Below are 21,513 nucleotides of genomic sequence, written 5' to 3'. Positions count from 1 at the left end.
GTTGGTGTAAAACCAACGCTTTTATATTATAAAAACCTAAAAAAATAATATAGGTGTATTTTTTAAAATCTGTAAGACGCAGTTGCCTTTAAGTTAAAAGGTGTACCAGGAGTAAAATGAATTTCTTCAACCGAGTTTACTTCGTTTTGTAAACGCGATTCTGTAGCAAATTGTGTTTCGTTCCACTCTACATCAAATATATTTTCTACAGCTATTCCAAACGTAAAATTATTAATAGCATAATTCGCATTAAAATCGGTTACAAAATAACCATCGGCTACTATACTATTATCTTCATTTGCCGGTCTATCATCAATAAACCTGTAACGTAATCCTCCTGAAAATCCTTTTAAATTATTAACTGCTAAGCCTCCTGCCATTGTAAAACTAGGAGCTAAAGGAATATAATTTTCACCGTCAGGATCTTCTGTACTTCTTGCGTGAGTTAACGTAGCATCTGTATCTAGAAACAACCAATTGGTTAATTGATAACGCATACCTAAATCTAAACCATAACGTTCTGTTTTTCCACTTGGTTCTACAATTCCTGCATCGCCTACATAAACAAACTCTTGTTCTAAAAACAAATACCAAAGCGCACTGTTTACAACGAGCTTAGAAAAAGGTTTCCAGATTGTTCCTAAATCTGTACCATATGCACGCGGTAAAATATCTTCACCAGTATTACTAACAACTACTCTAGCATCGTTAGAGTGAAAGCCTAATCCTGTTTTTAAATACAACTGCAAATTATTGTTTGCATTATAAAAGAAATTAAGTTTTGGACTAACAATAGCTTTGGTTTCGGCTTCGGCAGAATAGGTTTCCGATAACTTATCGGTATATAAAAACTTAAAATAATCTAAACGTAAAGCTGGAGCAATTGTAAATTTGCCTATTTCAAAATCGGCATTAACATAAGCCGCTGCATTAGTTTGATTGATATCGCCTAACTGAATATTTTCTAAGGTTGTAACTCGATTTAAAGTATGCGACAATTCTGTATCTGTAGTAGCATCATACCTTAATGAAACTCCTGAAGTTAATTTTAATTCTGTACTACCTAAAAAGGTATTATAAATAAGTTCGGAGTTTAACCCAAAAATATCGCGATCTTCCTTTTGTTTTATTTGATCGCCGTTATCTGGATCTTCTAAAAAAAATGTAAAATTTGAATATAGCTCGAATGCATAGTGCGAATAAAAGGCATTAGTTTTTATTGTTCTATTGTTTGATACTTGTTTGTTGTATTCTACATTTAAATTGGTGCGTTGTGTTGTACCTCCTTCGGTATCATCTATAGCTCCAAAACGAGATATATTACCATTATCTACTTCACGCTGTGGTATTTGCCCAGAAGCATCCCATCGGCTTGTGAAGTGTGAAGCTGTTAGCGTAAGCTTATCATTATCTGGCGTGAAAATTACATATTTACCAAATAAATTTACTCTATTAAAATTTTGTGGTGAATCGAAAGGCCCATCGCTTTCTAAATATTCAACCGCAACAAAAGCATTTTTATTTTTTTCGTTTCCTAATAAATCTATCATACCTAAAGTTCTGAAGGTATTAAATTGCCCGATACCAAATGTTACCTCACTACTTTTTAAATAATCTTTGGTAGAAAAATCAACATAACCAGCAGTAGTAAAATCGCCTTCTTTTGCATAATATGGTCCTTTACCAAAATCTATTTTATTAACGGTTTCTGGTATTAAAAAATGTAAATCTGCATACCCTTGTCCGTGGGCATGAGACACCATATTTACCGGCATTCCATCAACCGAAATTGAAATATCTGTACCATGATCTATATCAAATCCTCTTAAAAAAATTTGTTCGGCTTTTCCGCCTCCTGCATGTTGGCCTATAAATAAACCGGGGACTTTACGTAACACATCTTGCGACGAGTTTACAGGGTTTGTACTTAAATCTAACCTAGAAATTGTGCTTAAGGCATTAACCTGCTCTTCTACAATCATTTCATCTAACTTAAATATTTTTTCTTGTAATATTATTTCTATCTTATCAAGATTATAGTCTGGTGTTAATTTTATTATTTTGGTTTGGTAGCCTAACAAACCTATTTTTAAAGAATCGCCTGTTTTTGTTTTTTCTAGAATAAAAACGCCACTTTCTGAGGTATGAGCATGTGCTTTACTACTTAAATTGTAAACATAAACAGATTCTAGTGGTTGGTTTATATCGTTTTTAACAATACCTTTTGTTTGCTGCGAAAAAGCTTCACTGAACATTAATAAAAACGCATAACAAATTAGTTGTACTACTCGGTTTAATAATTTCATTAAATATTGATTGATTAATATTGGTTTTGGTCAAAAGTACTTTCTAGTAATTTTTATTTCAAACATTTAGTTTTTTTTAACTTACTTTTAGCTTCATAAACTTTTGATGCTTTTTTAAAATAAAACTTGCGGAAGCTATAATTCAAAATATTACATTTATACTTTCATAACATTTCAACATAATTACATGAACCCATCGGCTTCTGGTTGGATAAAAAAACTGCTTAAAATTTGTGGTAACACTAGTTCACTTTTTAAGTTAAGTGATGACGCGCTATATAAAAACCTTAGATCATCTGGATTTATTTATGGCAGTAATTTATATGTTATTGAGCATATTATAGAAAAGGGTGATTTAACCGAAGAAGAAATTTGTAAAATAAATTTATGTTTAGCCTTACTCTATACTCATAAAAAAGCCAATATTGAAAATGATTTTGTAGAAAGTGTTATAGATTTTTACAACAGCATAAACGAAACTAAAACCTCTTTTTTTAGAATATTATTAAGTGAAAAAAAAACTACGGAACAACTTGAAAAAATATTCCATAAGCGTATTCAAATAGACACAAATATTTTAACCAAAAACTTTAAATATTTTATTGTTAATGCCTTACTTTTTATTGATGTTTTGGCCTATAAACGCTATTTAGAAAACAAAACAATTTCAACAGATTACCTAACCAAAATCGAAGCTTCAATAGCGTCTATTTCGTTAAATGTTTTAAACTCTAAAGCAGAAAAAAATCAATACGACGAGAGTTTAATTCGCCTTTTCGAATCGTCATTACGCTATTTTAACGAAGAAACTAACGATTACAAACACGCTATATCTCATATAAATACTTCTTTAGAAAAACAATATATGATTGATTTAGCTTGTATGGCAACCTGGACAGATAAAGTTATTGATATACAAGAACAAAAATTTTTAATTTCACTTAGAAAAGATTTAAATCTTGAAAAAGATATTTTAAAAGAATCTATTATAACCATAAACTCCTTTTACACTCAAAATAAAAACAATATTGCCTTATTAAGCTCGAAAAATTTGGTTAAAAGTTTTTACGATAATTCTAGCAAAATGGTAACTAAACTTATTTCTAGAAACAGAAAACGCTTATACCAAGAATTATTAGACAGTAAAGAACTTATGGTTTTGCTTACCCAATCTACAATTCGAGATTTAACCAAAGAGGAACAAAAAAAGGTACAAGAACAACTTTTAGATATTTTTAAAAGCATACCAAGTTTAGCTATTTTTTTACTACCAGGCGGCGCTATTTTACTCCCATTAGTTGTAAAATTTATTCCTAAACTATTACCTTCTGCTTTTGATGAAAATAGAATTGAAGATGAATAATTAACTCATATTTTTTTATTCTGAAGCTTTAAAACTTGATGGACTTACACCCACATTTTGTTTAAAAAAACGAGAGAAGCTACTTAAAGAATCAAAACCTAGTTTAAAGGCCAACTCTTTAGTTGTGATATTGCTTTTTACTAACATGCGTTTGGCTTCGGTAACCTGTCGTTGTTTAATTATTTGTACGGCGGTAAGATTTAATTTTTCTTTTAAAATTTGATTTAAACGCTTTACACTTACTCCTATTTGGTTGGCATAAAATTCGGCATTGGTTTCTTGCAAAAAATGCGTTTCCATAAGTTCAAGAAAAGTAAATACTCGATTCTGATTTAAATCTTGTTCTAAAAAATTATTGTTTTGGTAACGTATTAAATGTAAAAGCAACACCTTTAAAAGCGTTTTTAGCATAATGTATGATGCTGTTTCGCTATAAAACTCCTGCTTCAAAAGAAAAACAACTTTATTTATTTGCTCAATTTTATCAGCTTCACCTATAATAAAATCTGGATATTTATTAAAAAGCGACATCACATCTAAAGCGTATTCAATATCGTCTTCATCAATTAAATCACGCTCAAAATTTAACAAAAAACCTTTATTAGCTTGAAATACTTCAGCTTTAAAAACTTCATTTAATGGTTTAAAATGAATAATCAATTTGCGGTCTTCAAACTCAAAATAAATACCCATAGAGTTTCCTGAGAGTAAATCGTTATTACTTTCAAAATTTTCTGTTAACAGAATTTTATTTTCCCAACTAGGTAATGGCATTTACTTTAAGGCTTTAAAAGCTCAAAAGTAAAAAGAATTTAATCAAGTTTATTTTTTAGCAACATTTCTAAACATAATAAACATGGCACTTGCTATTATTAAAGCTAACCCAACAGCAACAGCAACAGCATAAATAGCTTTATAGTCGTGCGATACATATTCTATAAACGTCGATAAAAATTGCCCACCAAAAACGCCCATTGAAAATAAACCTAAATTTTTGCCTTGTGTTTTCGCTGTGCTTGCCTCAACCATCATGTGGTTTAACAACGGAATGGTAAAACCAAAGCCTACACCAATAAAAATAACAGTTAAAGCTAAAAATGGAATACTAGCGGTTGTTGCTAATACCAAGTAACCTAGCATAAAAAATAGAAACCCTAAAACTACTGTTTTACCATCGCCTAAAAGTTTTACCATTCGTGGCATTTGGCTTGCTGTTATAATTGCAATTAACGAAATTGAAGCCATAAAATAACCTGTTACAGACTCTGTAAAATCAAATGTTTCTGGTAAATATAATGGTAAGGTTACAAAACCAACAAAAAACAACATCATGGCTAAAAGCGATGCTATAAAAATTAGTTTAACTCTGTATTTATTAGTTTCAAGCGAATCGGTAAAAACTTTTTCTGTACTGTTAGTTACATTTGGTTGTGGCAAAGTCCTCAATACAAATACCAAACACAATAGCGCAATTAAGTATATATAGAACGGAAATTGCCAGTTTATTTCTCCTAAAATTCCGCCAATAGCTAAAAAAACTACGCCGCCTAATTCTATGGCCATACCTTGCCATGCAATCATTTTCATCCTAGTTTCTCCGGTAAAACAATCGGCTATATAACCCGTTATCGAAACTTGAACTGCCACTGTTGCGCCACCTAGTAAAATTCTATCTAAAATTAAAATATAATCGTTGCTAATAAACGCACCAACTACACCTAAAATAGCGTAAGGCACCAAACCTAAACTTAATAATTTTAAGCTGCCTAACTTGGGTAATAATCTCCCAATTAAAGGAGCAAATAAAACCACGCCTAACGATGGCAATGTAATTAACCAACTGGGTGAAAACCCTAAATTTCTATGTTCTACAATGCCCGATAATGCTGGCGCAATTACTGTGCCTACCATTATGGTTAAACTACTTACTAATAGTATTGTAAATATGCCGAAGTTTGTTATCTTTTTCATACTGCAAAATTGCCGTATTAAATACAGAAGCACTTTTCAAATTTTCTAAAATGCTTGACTAAAATGGAAATGCATATTTTACATTAATAAAACATTAAGAATAAATTTAAAACCGCATCGCTATCTTTACCATTTTGATTTTAATTTCATCATCTTTTAATTATGCCGGCACCAGAAAACATTGTAATAAAAAATAAAATTTCGTCGCACGAATTTTTAAAAGTTGAACCTTTCGATGTTTCTAAACGCTACACAAAACCTCATAAACACAATAAATATTTAGAATTGGTATTTTTTACCCAAGGAAGCGGGCAACACTATCTCGATTTAAAGGCTTTAGAAATTAAACCCCCAGTAACATTTTTAATTCATAAAGACCAAGTTCACCATTGGAATATTACCACCAAGCCAGAAGGTTATGTTATTATTATAAAACAATCTTTTTTAGAACATATCTTAGACACATCCATTCAAGTTGATCTTAATAAATTAAAAGATTCAGAAAAAATTGATATCTCGAGCAACGACAATGTTTTACCAATGCTCTTTAAAGCATTATGTTTAGAAATGAAACAAAACAATGCTAATACCGAAGTTATTGAAAGTACGTTAAAAGCCATTCTTGCCAAATTAATTTATTATACAAACCATAAAACTTCCACAAATAATCAAGGGCTTGAACAACAATTTTTGCAGCTACTAACAGCAACCTTAAAAAATAGTGTAAACTATTATGCCAAAAAACTTAATACATCTCCCCAAAATTTAAATGCAGTTTGCAAAAAAGCGTTCGAAAAATCGGCTTCTGATATTATTGCAGAATTTATAACAAAAGAAATTAAACGTCAGTTAATATACACTTCTAAAAATGTAAGTGACATTGCTTTCGATTTGGGTTTTAACGACACCTCTAACTTTACAAAATTTTTTAAAAGACATACCAATTTAACTCCATTACAGTTTAAAAAAAGGACATTTTAATTTTTACCATTTATTTTTCAAATACACCAAAAAAAGAGAAAGAAGTCCTGTAAATTGCGCTCTCAAATTAAAACATATGAAAGCCAAACAAAACACCTTACTCTTACTACTAACCCTATTAACCTGTTCCGTTTCTTTTTCCCAAATTACAGGCAAAATAGTAGACGAAAACAATGCGCCGTTAGAATACGCCACTGTTGCTCTATACAACCAAAACAATCAAGAATTAATAACTGGTGTTATTACCGATTTAAATGGTGTTTTTAAAATTGAAAACATAAAAAAAGGCAGCTATTACCTGGAAGCTTCATTTATTGGTTACCAAGTAAAAGCCATAAAAAATATTGAAATTTCAAATGCAACAAAAAACTTAGGCACTATAAAACTAAGCTTAGGAAACAACCTAAACGAAATTGTAGTAGAAGCCGAACGTGCTGCAGTTGTTAATAAAATAGACCGACAAGTTTTTGATGCTCAAAAGTTTAAAAACGCTCAAGGCGGAAGTGGTATAGATGTTATTAAAAACTTACCATCGGTTAGCATAGATGGACAAGGTGATATTAGCGTACGCGGAAGCTCTGGGTTTGTGGTTTTACTAAACGGTAAACCCGTTCAAGGGAATGCCAGTTCGCTAATTGCTCAATTACCTGCAAATGCCATAGAACGTGTTGAAGTGATTACAGCTCCATCGGCAAAATACGATCCTGAGGGTAAAGCAGGTATTTTAAATATAATTACTAAAAAAGGCGCTACAAATGGCGCTTATGGACAAATAAACCTTAAAAGTGGTTTTCCTTCTATTGAAACCTACGACAACGACAAATACCACCAACGTTACGGGCTAGACGCTACTTATAATATTCAAAATGAAAAATGGAATATTTCCTTAGGTGCTAGTTACCAGCGTAACGACCTTGGCGGAAGACGCGAAGGTGATGTTTTTACCATTATTGATAACATTAAAACGCAATTCCCATCGACTGGCGAACGTAGTTTTGATGAAGAAAATTATAGCGGACGTTTTACTGTCGATTTTACTCCAGACAGCACAAACGTATTTTCATTAGGCTTTTTCGCTGGTAAACGCAACAAAGCACGTTTGGCAGATATTGTGTATTTTGATAATCATGCTGTTGATTTAGATGATGAAACTAACCGACTTTACACCTTCCAATACTTTAATCACAACCTTCGAGAACGTAACAGCGATTTTGCTTTAGGAAGTTTCGATTACAAGCATACATTTAAAAACACCGCCCAATTATCTACTTCATTTTTATATGAATACACCCTTTTAGGCGGACCAACTGTAAATCAGAATTTAGGATTTCCAGATAACTCAATTCTATATCAAGATGAATACAACACCAACGACAACCCGCTTAACGGTATTCGTTTTCAAATTGATTACAGTTTTAAACCTTTTAAATTAGGCGCTTTAGAAACAGGTTATCAATACCGAAATTTAGACCATACTGGCGATTTTGTTTACGAAAGAAGAACCGATTTTAATGATGATTTTGCATTGGTTCCAGAGTTTTCGAGCGAAGTAAATTTACAACGTTCTATACATTCGGTTTATACTCAATTTACTGGACAACAAAACAAATGGAGTTATAGCGCTGGCGCCCGAATTGAAGTTATGGACAGAACTTTAGAGCTAAAAGACAAAGCAGGAACCATTGATGAAACCTATAATTACGATTTCACAAAACTATATCCTTCGGCATCATTGCAATACGAAATTAACTATAAAACCAATATAAAAGCAGCTTACAGCAAGCGTGTAGAACGTACAACAACCTTTAAAATGAATCCGTTCCCAGAACGCGAGCACTCTGAAACTTTAGAACAAGGTGACCCAGAACTTAAACCAGAATTTATAGATTTAGTAGAACTTGGTATTACTAAAAAAATAAAAGGTGGTAACTCTATTTTCGCGACAGGTTATTATCGCTCGGTAAAAAACTTGGTAAATCGTGTAAATACGGTTTATAACGATACCATTTTAAATAGAATTTATTCCAATGTTGGTAATGCAAAAGCCGTAGGCCTTGAAATTGGTGCACAATTAAAACCCACAAAAAACTTTAACGCTTTTATAGGCGCAAACGTTTATAATTACAACATTGATGGTGAATTTGATGCGATGCCAGTAGATAGCGATGCCACCATGTATTCTGTAAACTTAAACACAACTTACAAATTCTGGGAGAATGCTTCGTTGCAATTTACTTTTAATTATTTATCTGAAAGAATAACAGCTCAAGGTGAAGATTCGCGTTATTACTCACCTAACTTAACATTTCAAAAATCGTTTTTAAACGATAGATTAACCGCCACTTTACAATGGCAAAATATAGATATGGGCTTGCTCGACACAAACGAACAACGTATAACCACCTACAGAGCAGGCGAATTTTACACCACCACAAATTACATTTACGAAGTCGATATGGTTTTACTAAACCTGTCTTACACCTTTAAAAATGGCAAAAACAAATCTAAATTTATAGATAGTGAATTTGGTAAACGCGAGTTTTAAATTCAATTGACTTTAAAAAAAAAGCTGCCTTAGCAAGTGCTGATTAAACACTTACAAGACAGCTTTTTTTATTTTAATTAATATCAAACCTAACACCTAACGAAATGTTGTTTTGACTAATAACTTGATCGTTAAAAATTGGAGACAAATCGTATTTTGCATAAAACGCTAAATCATCAAAACCAATATAAGCGCTTAAACCGTAAACTAATTTGGTGGTATTAAAATTACCTTTTTGTTTCTCTTTTTTGTTGTCACCGTCAAGGTCGTACTTCAATTTTTGTCGAGCACCAATATTAAATCCGCCATAACCACCAATTCCGAATTTTAATTTATTGGTAGTAGAATATCTAAAATAATCGTCTTTTTCTATTTTTTTTGAAGGCCCAAATTCAAAATGTATTGGAGCAACAAAATTATAAACTGTTAGTTTAGATTTGTCAAGTTCATAGGCAAATTCCTCTAGTACAATGTTACCGTTTTGATTTACAAAATATTGATTTCCTTCAGGTTTTAAACCATTCATTTGTACAGAAAGTCCATATTTTAACCTTAAAAAATTAGTGTTTTTAAACACACGTGTTTTCCACGCCCAACCAATTTCGAAAAAACGTGAACCTCCTATTTTGTATGGTGAATCGTTAAGGCTTTCACCATCAATAAGCGCATTATTTTGTCCAAAAGCAATGACCAAATCGTTAGATGTTCGTTTATCATAAATTCTAGGTTTATCATTACTTGGCTTTCCTACATAAACTAAATCGTCGCTAGTGTTTTCATCTGTGCCAATTCTAAGAATATTAATTTCATCGTCATGTATTTTTACACCATAATCGTTGTCATTTCTTGCCAGTAAATCTATTTTACTATCTACAATAGCCATTCTGCTTTCTATATTTAAAGCATGTTTTTTTGCAGCTTCTTTTTTTAAGGTTTCAGCCTCTGTATTGGTAATTTCTCCTTTTTCTAGTTTAATATTTATAGCTTCAACTTTAGCTTTTAACAATGCACGTTCTTGTTCTTGAACTTTATTTTTCTCTAGTTTTAAAGCTTCAATTTTAATTTGATTTGACGACACCTGAGTACTGTCTTGCGCATTAATTAATTGCGCACTTAACCATAGCGCCAAAAACGCTAAACATTTTGTAATAGTTTGCATAACTGTTCGTTTTTTGAAAATACTGAAGTCATTTCAGTATCTAATTATTGATTTAATTTGATTGAATTTAACTTGTAATAATTATAATTTTCGCTTTCGCTTAAATTTATTCGTTACGTTGGGCAACTGCAGTTTTTACCGTAACGTAACTATCTTTTATAGCCTCAAAAACACGCATTCTAAACGTTTGATCTAATTCTGCTTCAACGTCTTGAAGCAAACTATTAGCATCTACAACACCAGTTTCGCTATTTATTAATTTACTTAATTGTATATCTCGTTGTGCTTGTTTTAAAAGCGCATCAATATCGGCTTCTGTAACTTGTTGGGACTCATTTAATATTTTTATTTGAGCTACAACTGTTTGTATTTTTTGTTCTTCAAAACTTAATAATGCCTTCGGTTGTATTGGTGTTATTGTTTTTATTTCATCAATAGAATCCACTTTCGCGACAGCTGTATTTGTCACTTTAGTTAAAATAGCTGGCTTTAGCTTTTTAACTTTCTGTGCTTTTTTTACGTATTTTTTATTTACTGGTTCCTCTTTATTGTCATTATCCACAATAACTTCATCATCTATTTTTTCGAGCTGTAATTCTTCTTGCTGTGTTACAATTTCTATTGTTTCATCATCAATTTTAACTCCTGTTCCTGTATTAAAAAACTGAGTTGTTATTAATGCTACACCTACCAAACTAGCGGCAACACCCAACCACCAATACAGTTTTTTATTGGTTTGTTTTTCTTCTTTCTCTAAACGATTTGAAAGCTTTTCCCAAGCATTAACCGATGGCTGTAAACTGCGCTTTTCTAGCTTGTTTTTAAACTCCTCTTCATATTTATATGGCGCCATAACTTGTAGTATTATTAATTTTTAAAATTTTGTCTTGAAGCATTTTTCGTGCTTTAAATAATTGCGATTTTGAAGTGCCCAACGAAATATTTAATAACTCTGCTATTTCTTGATGCTTATACCCTTCAATGGCATACATTATAAATACTATTTTGTAACCTTCTGGCAATTCGTCAATTAATTCTTGAATTTGACTGACTTCTATATTTGTATTTATATTATTTTCGGAATTATCATGAATTCCCATATCATCAACCGAAAATTCTACCTTTTTTTGCTGTCTTAAAAAAGAAATGGCTTGCCTAATCATTATTTTACGAATCCATCCTTCAAAACTACCTTGGTTTTTAAAGTTTGATAAATTGGTGAACACTTTAAAAAATCCGTCGAGCATAACACTTTCGGCATGCTGTAAATCTTTTACATAATAACGACAAACGCTTAACATTTTTGGCGCATACAATTCAAACAAAACATGCTGTGCCTCACGATTATTTTTAATCGCTCCCTTAATAAGCTGATTTTCGTTTTTATGTAATTGTATAACTTTCAAAAAAGGTTTCATTTCGCTTTCTATTTATACAGACGCTATTTTTTTTAAAAAGGTTGCTTGGTACTTAATTTTTTTTTTGAATTTAATCATTATTTATTTTAAATGAGGAAATAAGAGCTTGAAGATTGATTGGTTCTCGATACAATTCCTCGTACCTCAGAATCACTCGAACAAACAAATATAACTCCATAAAAAAAGCCCATCATTTTCATGACGGGCTTTCTCTTATAAAGAAAAATAAATTATTCTTTTTTCTTCTTTTTATCTTCTAGTTTTTGAACCGTATCGTACATTATTGGCGTTGCAATAAATAATGATGAATATGTACCAACAATAACACCAACAATTAATGCAAACATAAATCCTCTAATAGAATCTCCTCCAAAAATAAAGATTGCTAATAACACCACTAAAGTAGTAAGCGATGTATTTAAAGTTCTGCTTAATGTACTGCTTAACGATGAGTTTACAACTTTTTCGAACTTCCAGTTTGTATGCTCGTTAAAGAATTCACGAATTCTATCAAACACAACCACGGTATCGTTTAACGAATAACCTATTACCGTTAAAATTGCTGCTATAAACGACTGATCTATTTCCATACTAAATGGCATAAACTTGTATGTTAACGAGAATACACCAAGTACAATTAAAACATCGTGGAATACAGCAACTACTGCTCCTAATGAATATTGCCACTTTTTAAAACGGAATAAAATATATAGGAATACTACAATTAAAGAACCTAAAATTGCCCAGAATGATGCTTGTTTAATATCATCGGCAATAGTTGGGCTTACTTTGTAATACTTCATTAATCCTACCGATTTTTCGGTCGATTCATTAATAAAATCTTCGTAAGAAACACCATTTAAGTATGGTTGTAAATTAGTATAAAGTGTTTTTCTTAAAGCTTCGTCTACCTCTGCTCCAGTTTCGTTTACTTTATATTTTGTTGTAATTTTTAATTGATTAGCATCACCAAAAGTTTTAGCATCTGCACTACCAAAAACATCTGGTTGCGATAATAAATTTGTAATTTCTGAAGCGCTTACATCTTGAGAAAAACGTACTTGGTAAGTTCTTCCTCCAACAAAATCTACACCTTGATCTAAACCATTTGTAAATAAAGCACCTAAACTTACAATAATAAAAGCTCCTGAAGCTATAAATGCAATTTTACGTTTCTTTAAAAATTCAATATTTATATTTCTAAATAAGTTTTTAGTAATACCCGTAGCAAACTCTAATTTACCGCCTTTGTTTGCATACCAATCTATTAATAAACGTGTAATAAAGATTGCTGTGAATAATGATGTACCAATACCAATTAATAATGTAGTTGCAAAACCTTTAATTGGACCTGTACCAAATACAAATAAAATTAAAGCTGTTAAACCAGTAGTAATGTTAGCATCTAAAATTGAAGATAATGCATTACTAAATCCGTCTTGAATAGCTTCTTTTTGTCCTTTTCCTTTGGTTAATTCTTCTCGAATACGTTCAAAAATAAGTACGTTCGCATCAACCGACATACCAATGGTTAAAACAATACCAGCAATACCAGGTAAAGTTAATACAGCACCTATTCCAGATAAGATTCCGAAAATTAACAGAATGTTTAATAACATTGCTATATCTGCAAAACCACCAGCTTTTCCATAGTAAAAAATCATCCAAATTAATACTAATGCTAAAGCAATTAGGAATGACGTTGTACCACTATCTATAGCTTCTTGCCCTAAAGATGGCCCGACAACTTCACTTTGAATAATATCTGCAGAAGCTGGTAATTTACCAGCACGCAAAACGTTTGCTAAATCTATCGCTTCGTTTAATGTAAAGCTTCCTGATATTGATGAGTTTCCTCCTGCAATTGGTCCTGTAGTTACACCTGGTGCAGAATACACAACATTATCTAATACAATGGCAATTTGACTTTGATTAGCATAAGCATTACCTGTCATTTCTTCCCAGATTTTAGCCCCCTTTGCATTCATTTGCATAGAAACTTCTGGTTTACCTGTTGCACCAAACTCGTTACGAGCATCTACAACTACTGCGCCACTTAATTGTGGTACATTTTCACGGTTACCAGCTAAAGCATATAACCCTACTATTTCGCTACCAGCTTCTGGCTTACCAAAAGCAAATTTAGTGTAACGCTTTTCTGCAGGAAGTAACGAGCGTACTTCGGGCATGTTCAAGTAATCAAGAACTTTATCTTTATCTTTAATAGAAAATTGAGCAATAATTGGACCTCCAGGGTATCCTAAACCTTTAATTAAATCTCCTAAAGGATTGTTTTGAGTTGCTACAGCAGTAGAATCTGTTTCTGCATCACCTAATAAATCATCAATTTGAGCATCTGTAGCATCTTCTTCGTCCTGTGGTTCAACTTCAGCAACTTCGGTTTCACCTTCAACAATATCTTGTAAAACACCGTTGGCTTGATCTATAAATTGATAGAATTGTTCTCCTTTATAAGCATCCCAAAATTCTAATTGAGCTGTACTTTGTAATAAAGTTGTTGCTCTTTCTACATCTTTTACACCTGGTAATTCAACTAAAATTCTTCCAGAGTTCCCTAAACGTTGAATGTTTGGAGAGGTTACTCCAAACTCATCAATACGCTTACGTAATACTTCAAAAGCTGAAACGATTGACTCATCTATTTTAGTTTCGATGATGCTTTTTACCTCATCATCACTCATGCTACCATCTATTTCTCCATCTAATTGTTTGGTGTAAAAAATATCTGGAGATGCTAACTTTGTATCGCCTTTTATAGCATCAAAAGCAATAAAGAAATCTTCTAAATAGGTGTTCTGACTATTTTTTTGAAGCTCAGTAGCATCTTCTAAGGCTTTATTAAAAACAGGATCTTTTGTATTATTAGATAGTCCTTTTAAAATATCTTTTACACTAACTTGAAGAATAACGTTAATACCACCTTTTAGGTCTAAACCTAAATTCATGGCTTTAGATTTTACTTCGTTATAAGTAAACTTTGCGATACCAAGGTTAAAAACAGTATCTGTAGCAATTTCTTGTAAATAATTTGCTTCTTCTTGGCTACGCTTTTCGCGATAGTTGTCTTCAGTTTCCGAAATTTTATTGATTGCTATTTCTTCGGCTTCTTTTTCAATTTGATTTGCCTTAAATGTGAAAGACAACTGGTAAATACTTACCAAACCAAATAAAATAGCAAATAACTTTACTAGTCCTTTATTTTGCATGTTTTTGTTTGTTATACCACTTTCGTGGAACTTTAAATTTAATTGTGATTAAGTTTTCTAGCTTTTTAATTGATGAAAGCTTATTTGTTTTGAAGAACTAAACCCAAAATGGTCCTGCCCGAACTTCTGGAATTTTATATGGGTAGTGTATTACCGCTAATGTAATATATTTACTAGCTTGTAATTTTTCTTTGGAAATTGAATTCGCTTCATTTAATATTGAAGCGTTTGAGAATATAACATTTGGGTTAAAAAAATGGTCGCTTTTAAAATCTGTATTTGAAACGTTTACACCATTTAAATCCCAATTATCTCCGTTTGATTTTTGTATTTCATAAACATCAAAGTTACAAGCAATATCTTCGTTATTTTCTGGTAACGAATTTGTATTTGAAGTTTTTTTGAAATCTATAATTAAATCTCCTTCTGAAGATAATTTTTCTTTTATGCTAGATACATTTGAAGCCGTGTAATATGCAATTCTTAACGTACCTTGAGCATCTTTAGTTACTTTAACTTGAGTTGCTCCCAACTCTTGAAGCTTATCTTTTACAGATAAAACAATATTTGCAACCTCTGCAGTTTCAACACTAACATTTGTAAATTGTAAAACTATCTCTTGATTTGGCACAATGGTTTGCTTTTGCGAAACCATACCCAAAATAGAGAGCACAACAACTAATATACTTATGTAGTGTTTTTTAAACATCTGGCAAATATAAAAAAATAAAGACTGTATTTCTACAGTCTTTATTAAATATATAAAAATGTGTTAATTTAAATGTTACACATCTAATAAACCATTGGTTTTCTTAACACCTTCAGCACTTTCTTGCATATGTGCTTTTTCGGCATCACTTAATGGAATGTCAACAATTTTTTCAATTCCATTTTTACCTAAAATTACAGGCACACCAATACAAATATCGCTTAATCCGTATTCTCCTTCTAAGTAAGTAGAACAAGGGAACATTTTCTTTTGGTCGCAAGCAATAGCTTGAACTAAACCACTTACTGCAGCTCCAGGAGCATACCAAGCAGAAGTTCCTAACAATTTAGTTAAAGTTGCACCACCAACTTTAGTATCTGCCGCAACTTGCTCTAAACGTTCTTCGCTTAAAAATTCTGAAACTTTAATACTGTTTCTTGTTGCATGACTTGTTAATGGAACCATACCTTTATCGCTATGCCCACCAATTACCATACCATCTATATCGCTAATAGGAGCTTCCATAGCTTCAGCTAATCTGTATTTAAAACGTGCAGAATCTAAAGCTCCACCCATACCAATAATTTTATGCTTTGGCATATCTAAAGATTTATGAGCTAAATACGTCATAGTATCCATTGGGTTACTAACCACAATAAGAATCATGTTTGGTGAATGCTCTAATAAACTTGTTGCAACCGATTTTACAATACCTGCGTTAATACCAATTAACTCTTCACGCGTCATTCCTGGTTTACGAGGAATACCCGATGTAATTACACAAATATCACTATCTGCAGTTTTGCTATAATCGTTTGTTACTCCTGTAATTTTAGTATCGAAACCATTTAACGAAGCTGTTTGCATTAAATCCATAGCTTTACCTTCTGCAAAACCTTCTTTAATATCTAACAATACAACTTCTGAGGCAAAATCTTTAATGGCAATATATTCTGCACAACTAGCACCTACTGCTCCAGCACCAACAACTGTTACTTTCATTTTTTAGTTTGTTTAAATTTATTATTAATTAGTTTATTACTTAAAATCAAGTGAGGCAATTTACGAATTTAAACCCTGTTTATAAAAAAAGTGCAAGATTAAATCTTGCACTTTCTGGAAAACTAAATAAAACTAACTAAAAAATAAATAATCATTTCATAATGAAAAAACTAGATCTTACCTAAAGCCAAAGTTAATACCTAAGGCAAAGGCGTTATATTCTGATAGGTGATATTCACCGTTTAATCTAAAAAATCCTAATTTTAATTTAAAACCAACTGTTCCTCTAACCGAAGCTATGTCGCTTGATACAGAAAATGGATCTTCAATGGTTTCGGAAAAAAATGGGCCACTATTTATAGTATATGTTCCTAATAGATCGGAGTTAGATTTTCCTTTTATATAACCTAAACCACCATAAAAATTAATAACAGGTAACTTTGTTGAACCAATTAACTGAAACAACCATGTATTGGTTTCGTTTTCAATTTTTTGGTTATCTCCATTTACACCAGATGAGTCTGTAATATCGTAAGAACCATTTAAGTGTGTGTAAGCAACCAAACCTGAAATAGCTACTGGTAATAATTTATCTGCTGGTAACCATTTGGTAAATTCCATTTGTAAACCAGCACCATACATATTTATAGAAACATCATCGTTTTCATATTTTGGCACAAACCTACCTTTTAGCTCAATTCCATGACTTAACCCCACTGCGCCTTGAATAAAAGCTGTAGGCAATAAGTTTGCTGTTGCATCACCAATACCAGAAGGTAATGTTATTGTTTCTTCTTGCTCACCAAAAATTGGGTCTTCATAGGTAATAATAATATTCACATCCGATTCATTCTCACCAAGAGCAGAAGCTACATATTTAGAATTTACACCATCTTCAAAATCAATTGTAAAATCTTGGTCTGCACTATTGTAATCTTCTATATTCATTAAAAAAGACTGTTGATCATCTTTAACTATAACAGCGTTTGTTACTAAAGAAATCTCAAATCCTCCCAATGGTTTTGCATCGGCAGTATTAAACCAATTCGCATTCATACTATGCATTAAACCATTAGTTGCTGGCTTTAAATAATCGTCTGCGAAACGCTGAGCATTATCTGTTCCTGCAACCAAAAGCCCATCTATATCCTGAGCTACTGATAATGAAACTGTTAAGCATAATAGAATTAAAAGTGATATTTTTTTCATTTATAATAGATTTGTGGTACAAACATATATCAAAAAAAGATAAAAAACAACCTTTTATCGGAAAAAAATGCTTTTTAACGATAATTTAATGTGGAATTTGATCTTTTAAAAGGTTATTCTAAGGCTTAAATTAGGCGTTAAGCCTAATGACTGATTATCAACACATAAGGTTTCATCGCTGTTTTCAGGGTTTAACTCAAAATATCGATTTACAATATTTTTTTTATCAAAAACATTTAAAATTCCTATGCGAAAATTCCCTTTTAATGTTTTTGAGATATTAAAATTTGAATTAAGGGATGCATCTAACCTAAAATAATCGTCTACATTTTCCTGATTTGGCGCATCATAATTTACAACTGTAGTGTTTCCATCCTGAACAGTTTCATTTCCTTGCACAGGTTGTGTGTAAGGTTGACCAGAACGCCAGATGCCTCCAACAGATGCTTCTAAGTTTTTTAAAATATTATAATTGAAGGCCAAAGACACAGAATGTCGAATATCTAAATTATTAGGAAATACCGATGGCGTTATCGTTTTAAATTCATAATCATTCTTACTAAATGTATAACTCAGCCAGGTGCTATATTTTGTTGCTGTTTTATTAACCAAAAACTCCAAACCTCTGGCTTTATAATTTCCGTTTGCGTTTGCGTATTGAAAATTATTGTAAAACCCTTGGTTAGATGCCGTAATACCATCTACTATTTTATAAAAGCTTTCAACATCGAACAGCCAATTACTTTTATTAAACTCGAAACCCAATGAAACCTGTTTACTTTTAGATATTTTTATAAGTTGTTCGTTGGCAAGTGTCCATCGCCTGTTTTCAACTCCTAAAAAATCATCTTGAAAATCTATTTTTTGTTTTGTTGTTTGATTTTTAAACTCGCCTTGAAGCTTTAATGCAAACTGGTTTGATATTTTTTGCCTTAGGTTTAATCTTGGCTCTACTAGAAAGCTATTAAATTTCTGAAAATAATTACCACGAACCCCTAATCGCAGATACGTGTTTTTTTTATTATACTCTATTTCGGTAAAAGCCGCATGATTTAACAATACATCTTTGGTAATTCTATCGTAAGATGGCGCACTAACAGTCGTTTTATACAATACACCTATTTCGTTAAACGCATAACCCGCCAAAACATTTAAGTTCTCATTTATTTTAAGCCCGCTTTTCAATTTTATTCCAGTTTCTAAAACTTCGTTGGCTTGATTTAAACTTTGGTCGGTTTCAACACGATAATTTAAAGCTTCTACATTATATTTTGAATAAAACCCTGAAATTTCGGTTGAAAAACGATTCGTCCAATCAGCATTCCAGCTACCACCAAAACCTAAATTTTCTTGTTTTAAATTACTTGTTTTCGATTCGGTTTCTCCGTCTGAATTTTCGAAACTTTCGGTGTAATCCAGATTATTATAAATACCAATAACATTTGCTCTAAGCTTATGTTTTTCATTAACATCGAGTAATATTTTCCCCGAATAATCGTAAAATAAAAAATCTGAAGATTGCTGAGCATCACTTATGTTTTCACTATTAGTAGTTAACTCGCTATCTTGAAAACTTTTTTCGAAATATTGATTATAAGTTGGCGAACTAAAAGCATCGGTAAATGAACGACGACCAGATACATGAACGGCTAATTTTTTGTTTAACGGAATTTGCAAATACCCATCGGCATGCAATAAATTTGCACCAAAACCTCCAGAAACAGTTTCATCTATAATATTTTTGGTAAACATATTTATGGTGCTCGACACACCATCGCTAAACTCGCTAGACGTTCCGTTTTTAGTAACCTCAACTTTCTCGATTAAATAAGGATTATAAGCCGAAATTAATCCAAAAAAGTGTCCTGAATGGTACATTTTAATACCATCCCAAATCATAAGATTTTGGTCGTTGGTACCGCCACGAACATTTATATTCGCAATACTTTCGTTAACACTTTCAACTCCTGGAAGCGCCTGTATAGACTGCAAAACATCTGGTTCTGTTAAACCAGGAAGTGTACCAAATTTTTCGGTATTTAACACCGTGCTACCATCTACTCGTTTTTGTAAACCAGTGGTTAAAAATTTCGAGATTAATATTTTGTTAAGCGCTTCTGTTTTTTCAGCTAATACAATATTGGAGCAAACTGATTGATTTGTTTTACGTAAATCGATAGCTTTTATTTGAACAGTTTCAAAACCTAAATATGAAATTTTGACTGTTGAATTCACAGGAACATCTTTTAACTTAAAATCTCCATTAGAATTTGTTATCACTCCTTGTTGAGTATTTACAACCTGAACTGTTGCTCCCATTAATGGAAAACTATCTGTTTCAGAAAGTACAATACCACAAATATTTATGGTTTTATTTATTGAAGAAATTGTAATGTAGCGTTCATCAAGAATTTGAAAATTGAGCAGTGTCTCATCATTTAAACCATCAATAATACTTTGCAATGAAGCTTCAGAATTTGGTTTTTCAACAAAAACAGCATCAATATCGTTTTCAGAATACGAAAACTTAACATCAAAATTTTCTTCAAGTTGATTTAACACCCTTATAAGTGGCAGTCTTTCTTGTGCAAAAGCATTAAAAGAAAGCAAACTAATAATAAGAACAATATTAAAACACTCTTTATTTAGCTTCATAATTATAAAACTCCACGTTATTATCGTTTATTTTATAACTAAGCTTTAACGGAATAGTTACCGATTGCAATGCAATATTTAAGTTGTTGTGTGTAAAACTTCCAGAAAACAACGCGTTTGCGTTTATGCTATTTGTAGAAACATTAATATTATATTGATTCTCTAGCTCGTTAACTACTTGCCAAAGCGGTACATTTTTAAAACTAGATTCTTGCCGCAACCACGACGGCGCATTTTCATTTGCATTAGCCACAGTAACTACTTTGTTATCAACAATTCTAAACGTTTCTCCAGGTTTTAAAACTACTTTATTTTGACTTGAAGTTACACTTACAGAACCTTCGTAACAAGTAACCTCAAAATAATTAGCACGTTGTTTTACATTAAATTGCGTACCTAAAACCTGTACATTTCCTGCCTCTGTTTTTACGGTAAATTTTTGTCCTTTGGTTACTTTAAAATAGGCTTCACCACTTAAATTTAAATTACGTTCGGTTTTCCAAGTTTTTTTATTGTAATCGAGTGTTGATTTTGCATTTAAAACCACCTCGCTTTCATCGGGTAAATTAAATGTTTTTGTTTCGGCAATTTCGGTGTTAATACTTTTGGTATTGTTAAAAAACAAGAAATAAGACGATGTTAAAAGCACAACTAAAATAGCAGCAACTCTTAAAAATTGTTTTATCTGTAATGGTATTACTTTTGGGGCATCCTTTTTAAAACTTCTCGTTTTAAAATCGGCTAAAGCTGCTTGGGCATCAACTTTTGGTGCTTCAATTTGTTTAGCATAAAACCCTGCTTTTTCTAAAACCGAAAAATCTTCATTTGGATATCGTTTTTTTATATCGGCTGTAGAAATTTCGCCTTCAAACCATTTTAATATGTCTTGTTCTTTATTCATCTTTTTAAGGCTTTCATCTTTTTAGACACTCTAATAATTGTTTACCCTACAGTATTTTGTAATTAAT

15 protein-coding genes are annotated in these 21,513 nt (G+C 31.7%); 3 read left to right on the top strand and 12 right to left on the bottom strand.

Translation table 11 applies throughout. From position 1 onward, the window contains the following. Nucleotides 1–62: 62 nt before the first annotated feature. Nucleotides 63–2,306 carry a TonB-dependent receptor gene (locus LG649_RS07480; RefSeq protein ID WP_226542882.1) on the bottom strand — a complete coding sequence of 748 codons (2,244 nt, stop codon included), beginning with the start codon at nucleotides 2,304–2,306 and terminating at the stop codon, nucleotides 63–65. 187 nt (nucleotides 2,307–2,493) lie between these two features. Here LG649_RS07480 and LG649_RS07475 point away from each other — a divergent pair, with 187 nt between their 5' ends. Further along, nucleotides 2,494–3,669: an LETM1-related biofilm-associated protein gene (locus LG649_RS07475; protein ID WP_226542880.1), complete on the top strand. Its 1,176-nt coding sequence runs from the start codon at nucleotides 2,494–2,496 to the stop codon at nucleotides 3,667–3,669. A gap of 15 nt (nucleotides 3,670–3,684) precedes the next feature. On the opposite strand, the gene LG649_RS07470 is transcribed toward LG649_RS07475, so the two are convergent. Both LG649_RS07470 and LG649_RS07465 read right to left on the bottom strand, forming a co-directional pair. Further along, nucleotides 3,685–4,443 (bottom strand): helix-turn-helix domain-containing protein, encoded by a 759-nt coding sequence (locus LG649_RS07470; RefSeq protein WP_226542879.1) that lies wholly within the window; start codon nucleotides 4,441–4,443, stop codon nucleotides 3,685–3,687. Between the two features lie 48 nt (nucleotides 4,444–4,491). Continuing rightward, nucleotides 4,492–5,640 carry an MFS transporter gene (locus tag LG649_RS07465; protein WP_226542877.1) on the bottom strand — a complete coding sequence of 383 codons (1,149 nt, stop codon included), beginning with the start codon at nucleotides 5,638–5,640 and terminating at the stop codon, nucleotides 4,492–4,494. 162 nt (nucleotides 5,641–5,802) lie between these two features. On the opposite strand from LG649_RS07465, the gene LG649_RS07460 reads away from it, so the two are divergent. Together LG649_RS07460 and LG649_RS07455 are read left to right on the top strand one after the other, a co-directional pair. Continuing rightward, on the top strand, nucleotides 5,803–6,621 hold the full coding sequence (locus tag LG649_RS07460; protein WP_226542875.1) for an AraC family transcriptional regulator: 819 nt from the start codon (nucleotides 5,803–5,805) through the stop codon (nucleotides 6,619–6,621). Nucleotides 6,622–6,697: 76 nt separating this feature from the next. Continuing rightward, nucleotides 6,698–9,166 carry an outer membrane beta-barrel family protein gene (locus LG649_RS07455; protein WP_226542873.1) on the top strand — a complete coding sequence of 823 codons (2,469 nt, stop codon included), beginning with the start codon at nucleotides 6,698–6,700 and terminating at the stop codon, nucleotides 9,164–9,166. 73 nt (nucleotides 9,167–9,239) lie between these two features. Here the strand turns inward: LG649_RS07455 and LG649_RS07450 are convergent, their stop codons facing one another. The 9 genes from LG649_RS07450 to LG649_RS07410 form a co-directional block, all read right to left on the bottom strand. Beyond that, nucleotides 9,240–10,325, bottom strand: a complete 1,086-nt coding sequence (locus LG649_RS07450; protein ID WP_226542872.1) for a hypothetical protein — start codon at nucleotides 10,323–10,325, stop codon at nucleotides 9,240–9,242. 106 nt (nucleotides 10,326–10,431) lie between these two features. After that, the gene (locus LG649_RS07445; RefSeq protein ID WP_226542871.1) at nucleotides 10,432–11,178 is read right to left on the bottom strand and encodes a hypothetical protein; all 747 of its coding nucleotides are present in this window, start codon (nucleotides 11,176–11,178) and stop codon (nucleotides 10,432–10,434) included. Next, a complete protein-coding gene (locus tag LG649_RS07440) occupies nucleotides 11,165–11,743 on the bottom strand; it encodes an RNA polymerase sigma factor (RefSeq protein ID WP_226542870.1) in 579 nt (192 codons plus the stop codon). The genes LG649_RS07445 and LG649_RS07440 overlap by 14 nt, the downstream gene beginning before the upstream one ends. A gap of 230 nt (nucleotides 11,744–11,973) precedes the next feature. Continuing rightward, nucleotides 11,974–14,970, bottom strand: a complete 2,997-nt coding sequence (gene secDF / locus LG649_RS07435; protein ID WP_226542869.1) for a protein translocase subunit SecDF — start codon at nucleotides 14,968–14,970, stop codon at nucleotides 11,974–11,976. Nucleotides 14,971–15,067: 97 nt separating this feature from the next. Further along, on the bottom strand, nucleotides 15,068–15,679 hold the full coding sequence (locus tag LG649_RS07430; protein WP_226542868.1) for a hypothetical protein: 612 nt from the start codon (nucleotides 15,677–15,679) through the stop codon (nucleotides 15,068–15,070). A gap of 75 nt (nucleotides 15,680–15,754) precedes the next feature. After that, nucleotides 15,755–16,681: a malate dehydrogenase gene (locus LG649_RS07425; protein WP_226542867.1), complete on the bottom strand. Its 927-nt coding sequence runs from the start codon at nucleotides 16,679–16,681 to the stop codon at nucleotides 15,755–15,757. Between the two features lie 177 nt (nucleotides 16,682–16,858). Further along, a complete protein-coding gene (locus LG649_RS07420) occupies nucleotides 16,859–17,890 on the bottom strand; it encodes a DUF6588 family protein (RefSeq protein WP_226542866.1) in 1,032 nt (343 codons plus the stop codon). 105 nt (nucleotides 17,891–17,995) lie between these two features. Continuing rightward, the gene (locus LG649_RS07415) at nucleotides 17,996–20,545 is read right to left on the bottom strand and encodes a TonB-dependent receptor (RefSeq protein ID WP_226542865.1); all 2,550 of its coding nucleotides are present in this window, start codon (nucleotides 20,543–20,545) and stop codon (nucleotides 17,996–17,998) included. After that, complete coding sequence (locus LG649_RS07410) at nucleotides 20,532–21,446, bottom strand: FecR family protein (RefSeq protein ID WP_226542864.1); 915 nt, start codon at nucleotides 21,444–21,446, stop codon at nucleotides 20,532–20,534. The genes LG649_RS07415 and LG649_RS07410 overlap by 14 nt, the downstream gene beginning before the upstream one ends. Nucleotides 21,447–21,513: the final 67 nt, after the last annotated feature.

Origin of the sequence: Neotamlana laminarinivorans (genome assembly GCF_020523925.1) — a bacterium.
GTDB classification, from domain to species: Bacteria; Bacteroidota; Bacteroidia; order Flavobacteriales; family Flavobacteriaceae; genus Neotamlana; species Neotamlana laminarinivorans.
The sequence above is the reverse complement of the archived record's forward strand: the minus strand, read 5'-3'. Positions and strand labels throughout refer to the sequence as shown.

Bases quoted from the DNA above. Each gene is read 5' to 3' on its own strand.
- LG649_RS07480 (WP_226542882.1), bottom strand. From the start codon at position 2,306: ATGAAATTATTAAACCGAGTAGTACAACTAATTTGTTATGCGTTTTTA.
- LG649_RS07475 (WP_226542880.1), top strand. From the start codon at position 2,494: ATGAACCCATCGGCTTCTGGTTGGATAAAAAAACTGCTTAAAATTTGT.
- LG649_RS07470 (WP_226542879.1), bottom strand. From the start codon at position 4,443: ATGCCATTACCTAGTTGGGAAAATAAAATTCTGTTAACAGAAAATTTT.
- LG649_RS07465 (WP_226542877.1), bottom strand. From the start codon at position 5,640: ATGAAAAAGATAACAAACTTCGGCATATTTACAATACTATTAGTAAGT.
- LG649_RS07460 (WP_226542875.1), top strand. From the start codon at position 5,803: ATGCCGGCACCAGAAAACATTGTAATAAAAAATAAAATTTCGTCGCAC.
- LG649_RS07455 (WP_226542873.1), top strand. From the start codon at position 6,698: ATGAAAGCCAAACAAAACACCTTACTCTTACTACTAACCCTATTAACC.
- LG649_RS07450 (WP_226542872.1), bottom strand. From the start codon at position 10,325: ATGCAAACTATTACAAAATGTTTAGCGTTTTTGGCGCTATGGTTAAGT.
- LG649_RS07445 (WP_226542871.1), bottom strand. From the start codon at position 11,178: ATGGCGCCATATAAATATGAAGAGGAGTTTAAAAACAAGCTAGAAAAG.
- LG649_RS07440 (WP_226542870.1), bottom strand. From the start codon at position 11,743: ATGAAACCTTTTTTGAAAGTTATACAATTACATAAAAACGAAAATCAG.
- secDF (WP_226542869.1), bottom strand. From the start codon at position 14,970: ATGCAAAATAAAGGACTAGTAAAGTTATTTGCTATTTTATTTGGTTTG.
- LG649_RS07430 (WP_226542868.1), bottom strand. From the start codon at position 15,679: ATGTTTAAAAAACACTACATAAGTATATTAGTTGTTGTGCTCTCTATT.
- LG649_RS07425 (WP_226542867.1), bottom strand. From the start codon at position 16,681: ATGAAAGTAACAGTTGTTGGTGCTGGAGCAGTAGGTGCTAGTTGTGCA.
- LG649_RS07420 (WP_226542866.1), bottom strand. From the start codon at position 17,890: ATGAAAAAAATATCACTTTTAATTCTATTATGCTTAACAGTTTCATTA.
- LG649_RS07415 (WP_226542865.1), bottom strand. From the start codon at position 20,545: ATGAAGCTAAATAAAGAGTGTTTTAATATTGTTCTTATTATTAGTTTG.
- LG649_RS07410 (WP_226542864.1), bottom strand. From the start codon at position 21,446: ATGAATAAAGAACAAGACATATTAAAATGGTTTGAAGGCGAAATTTCT.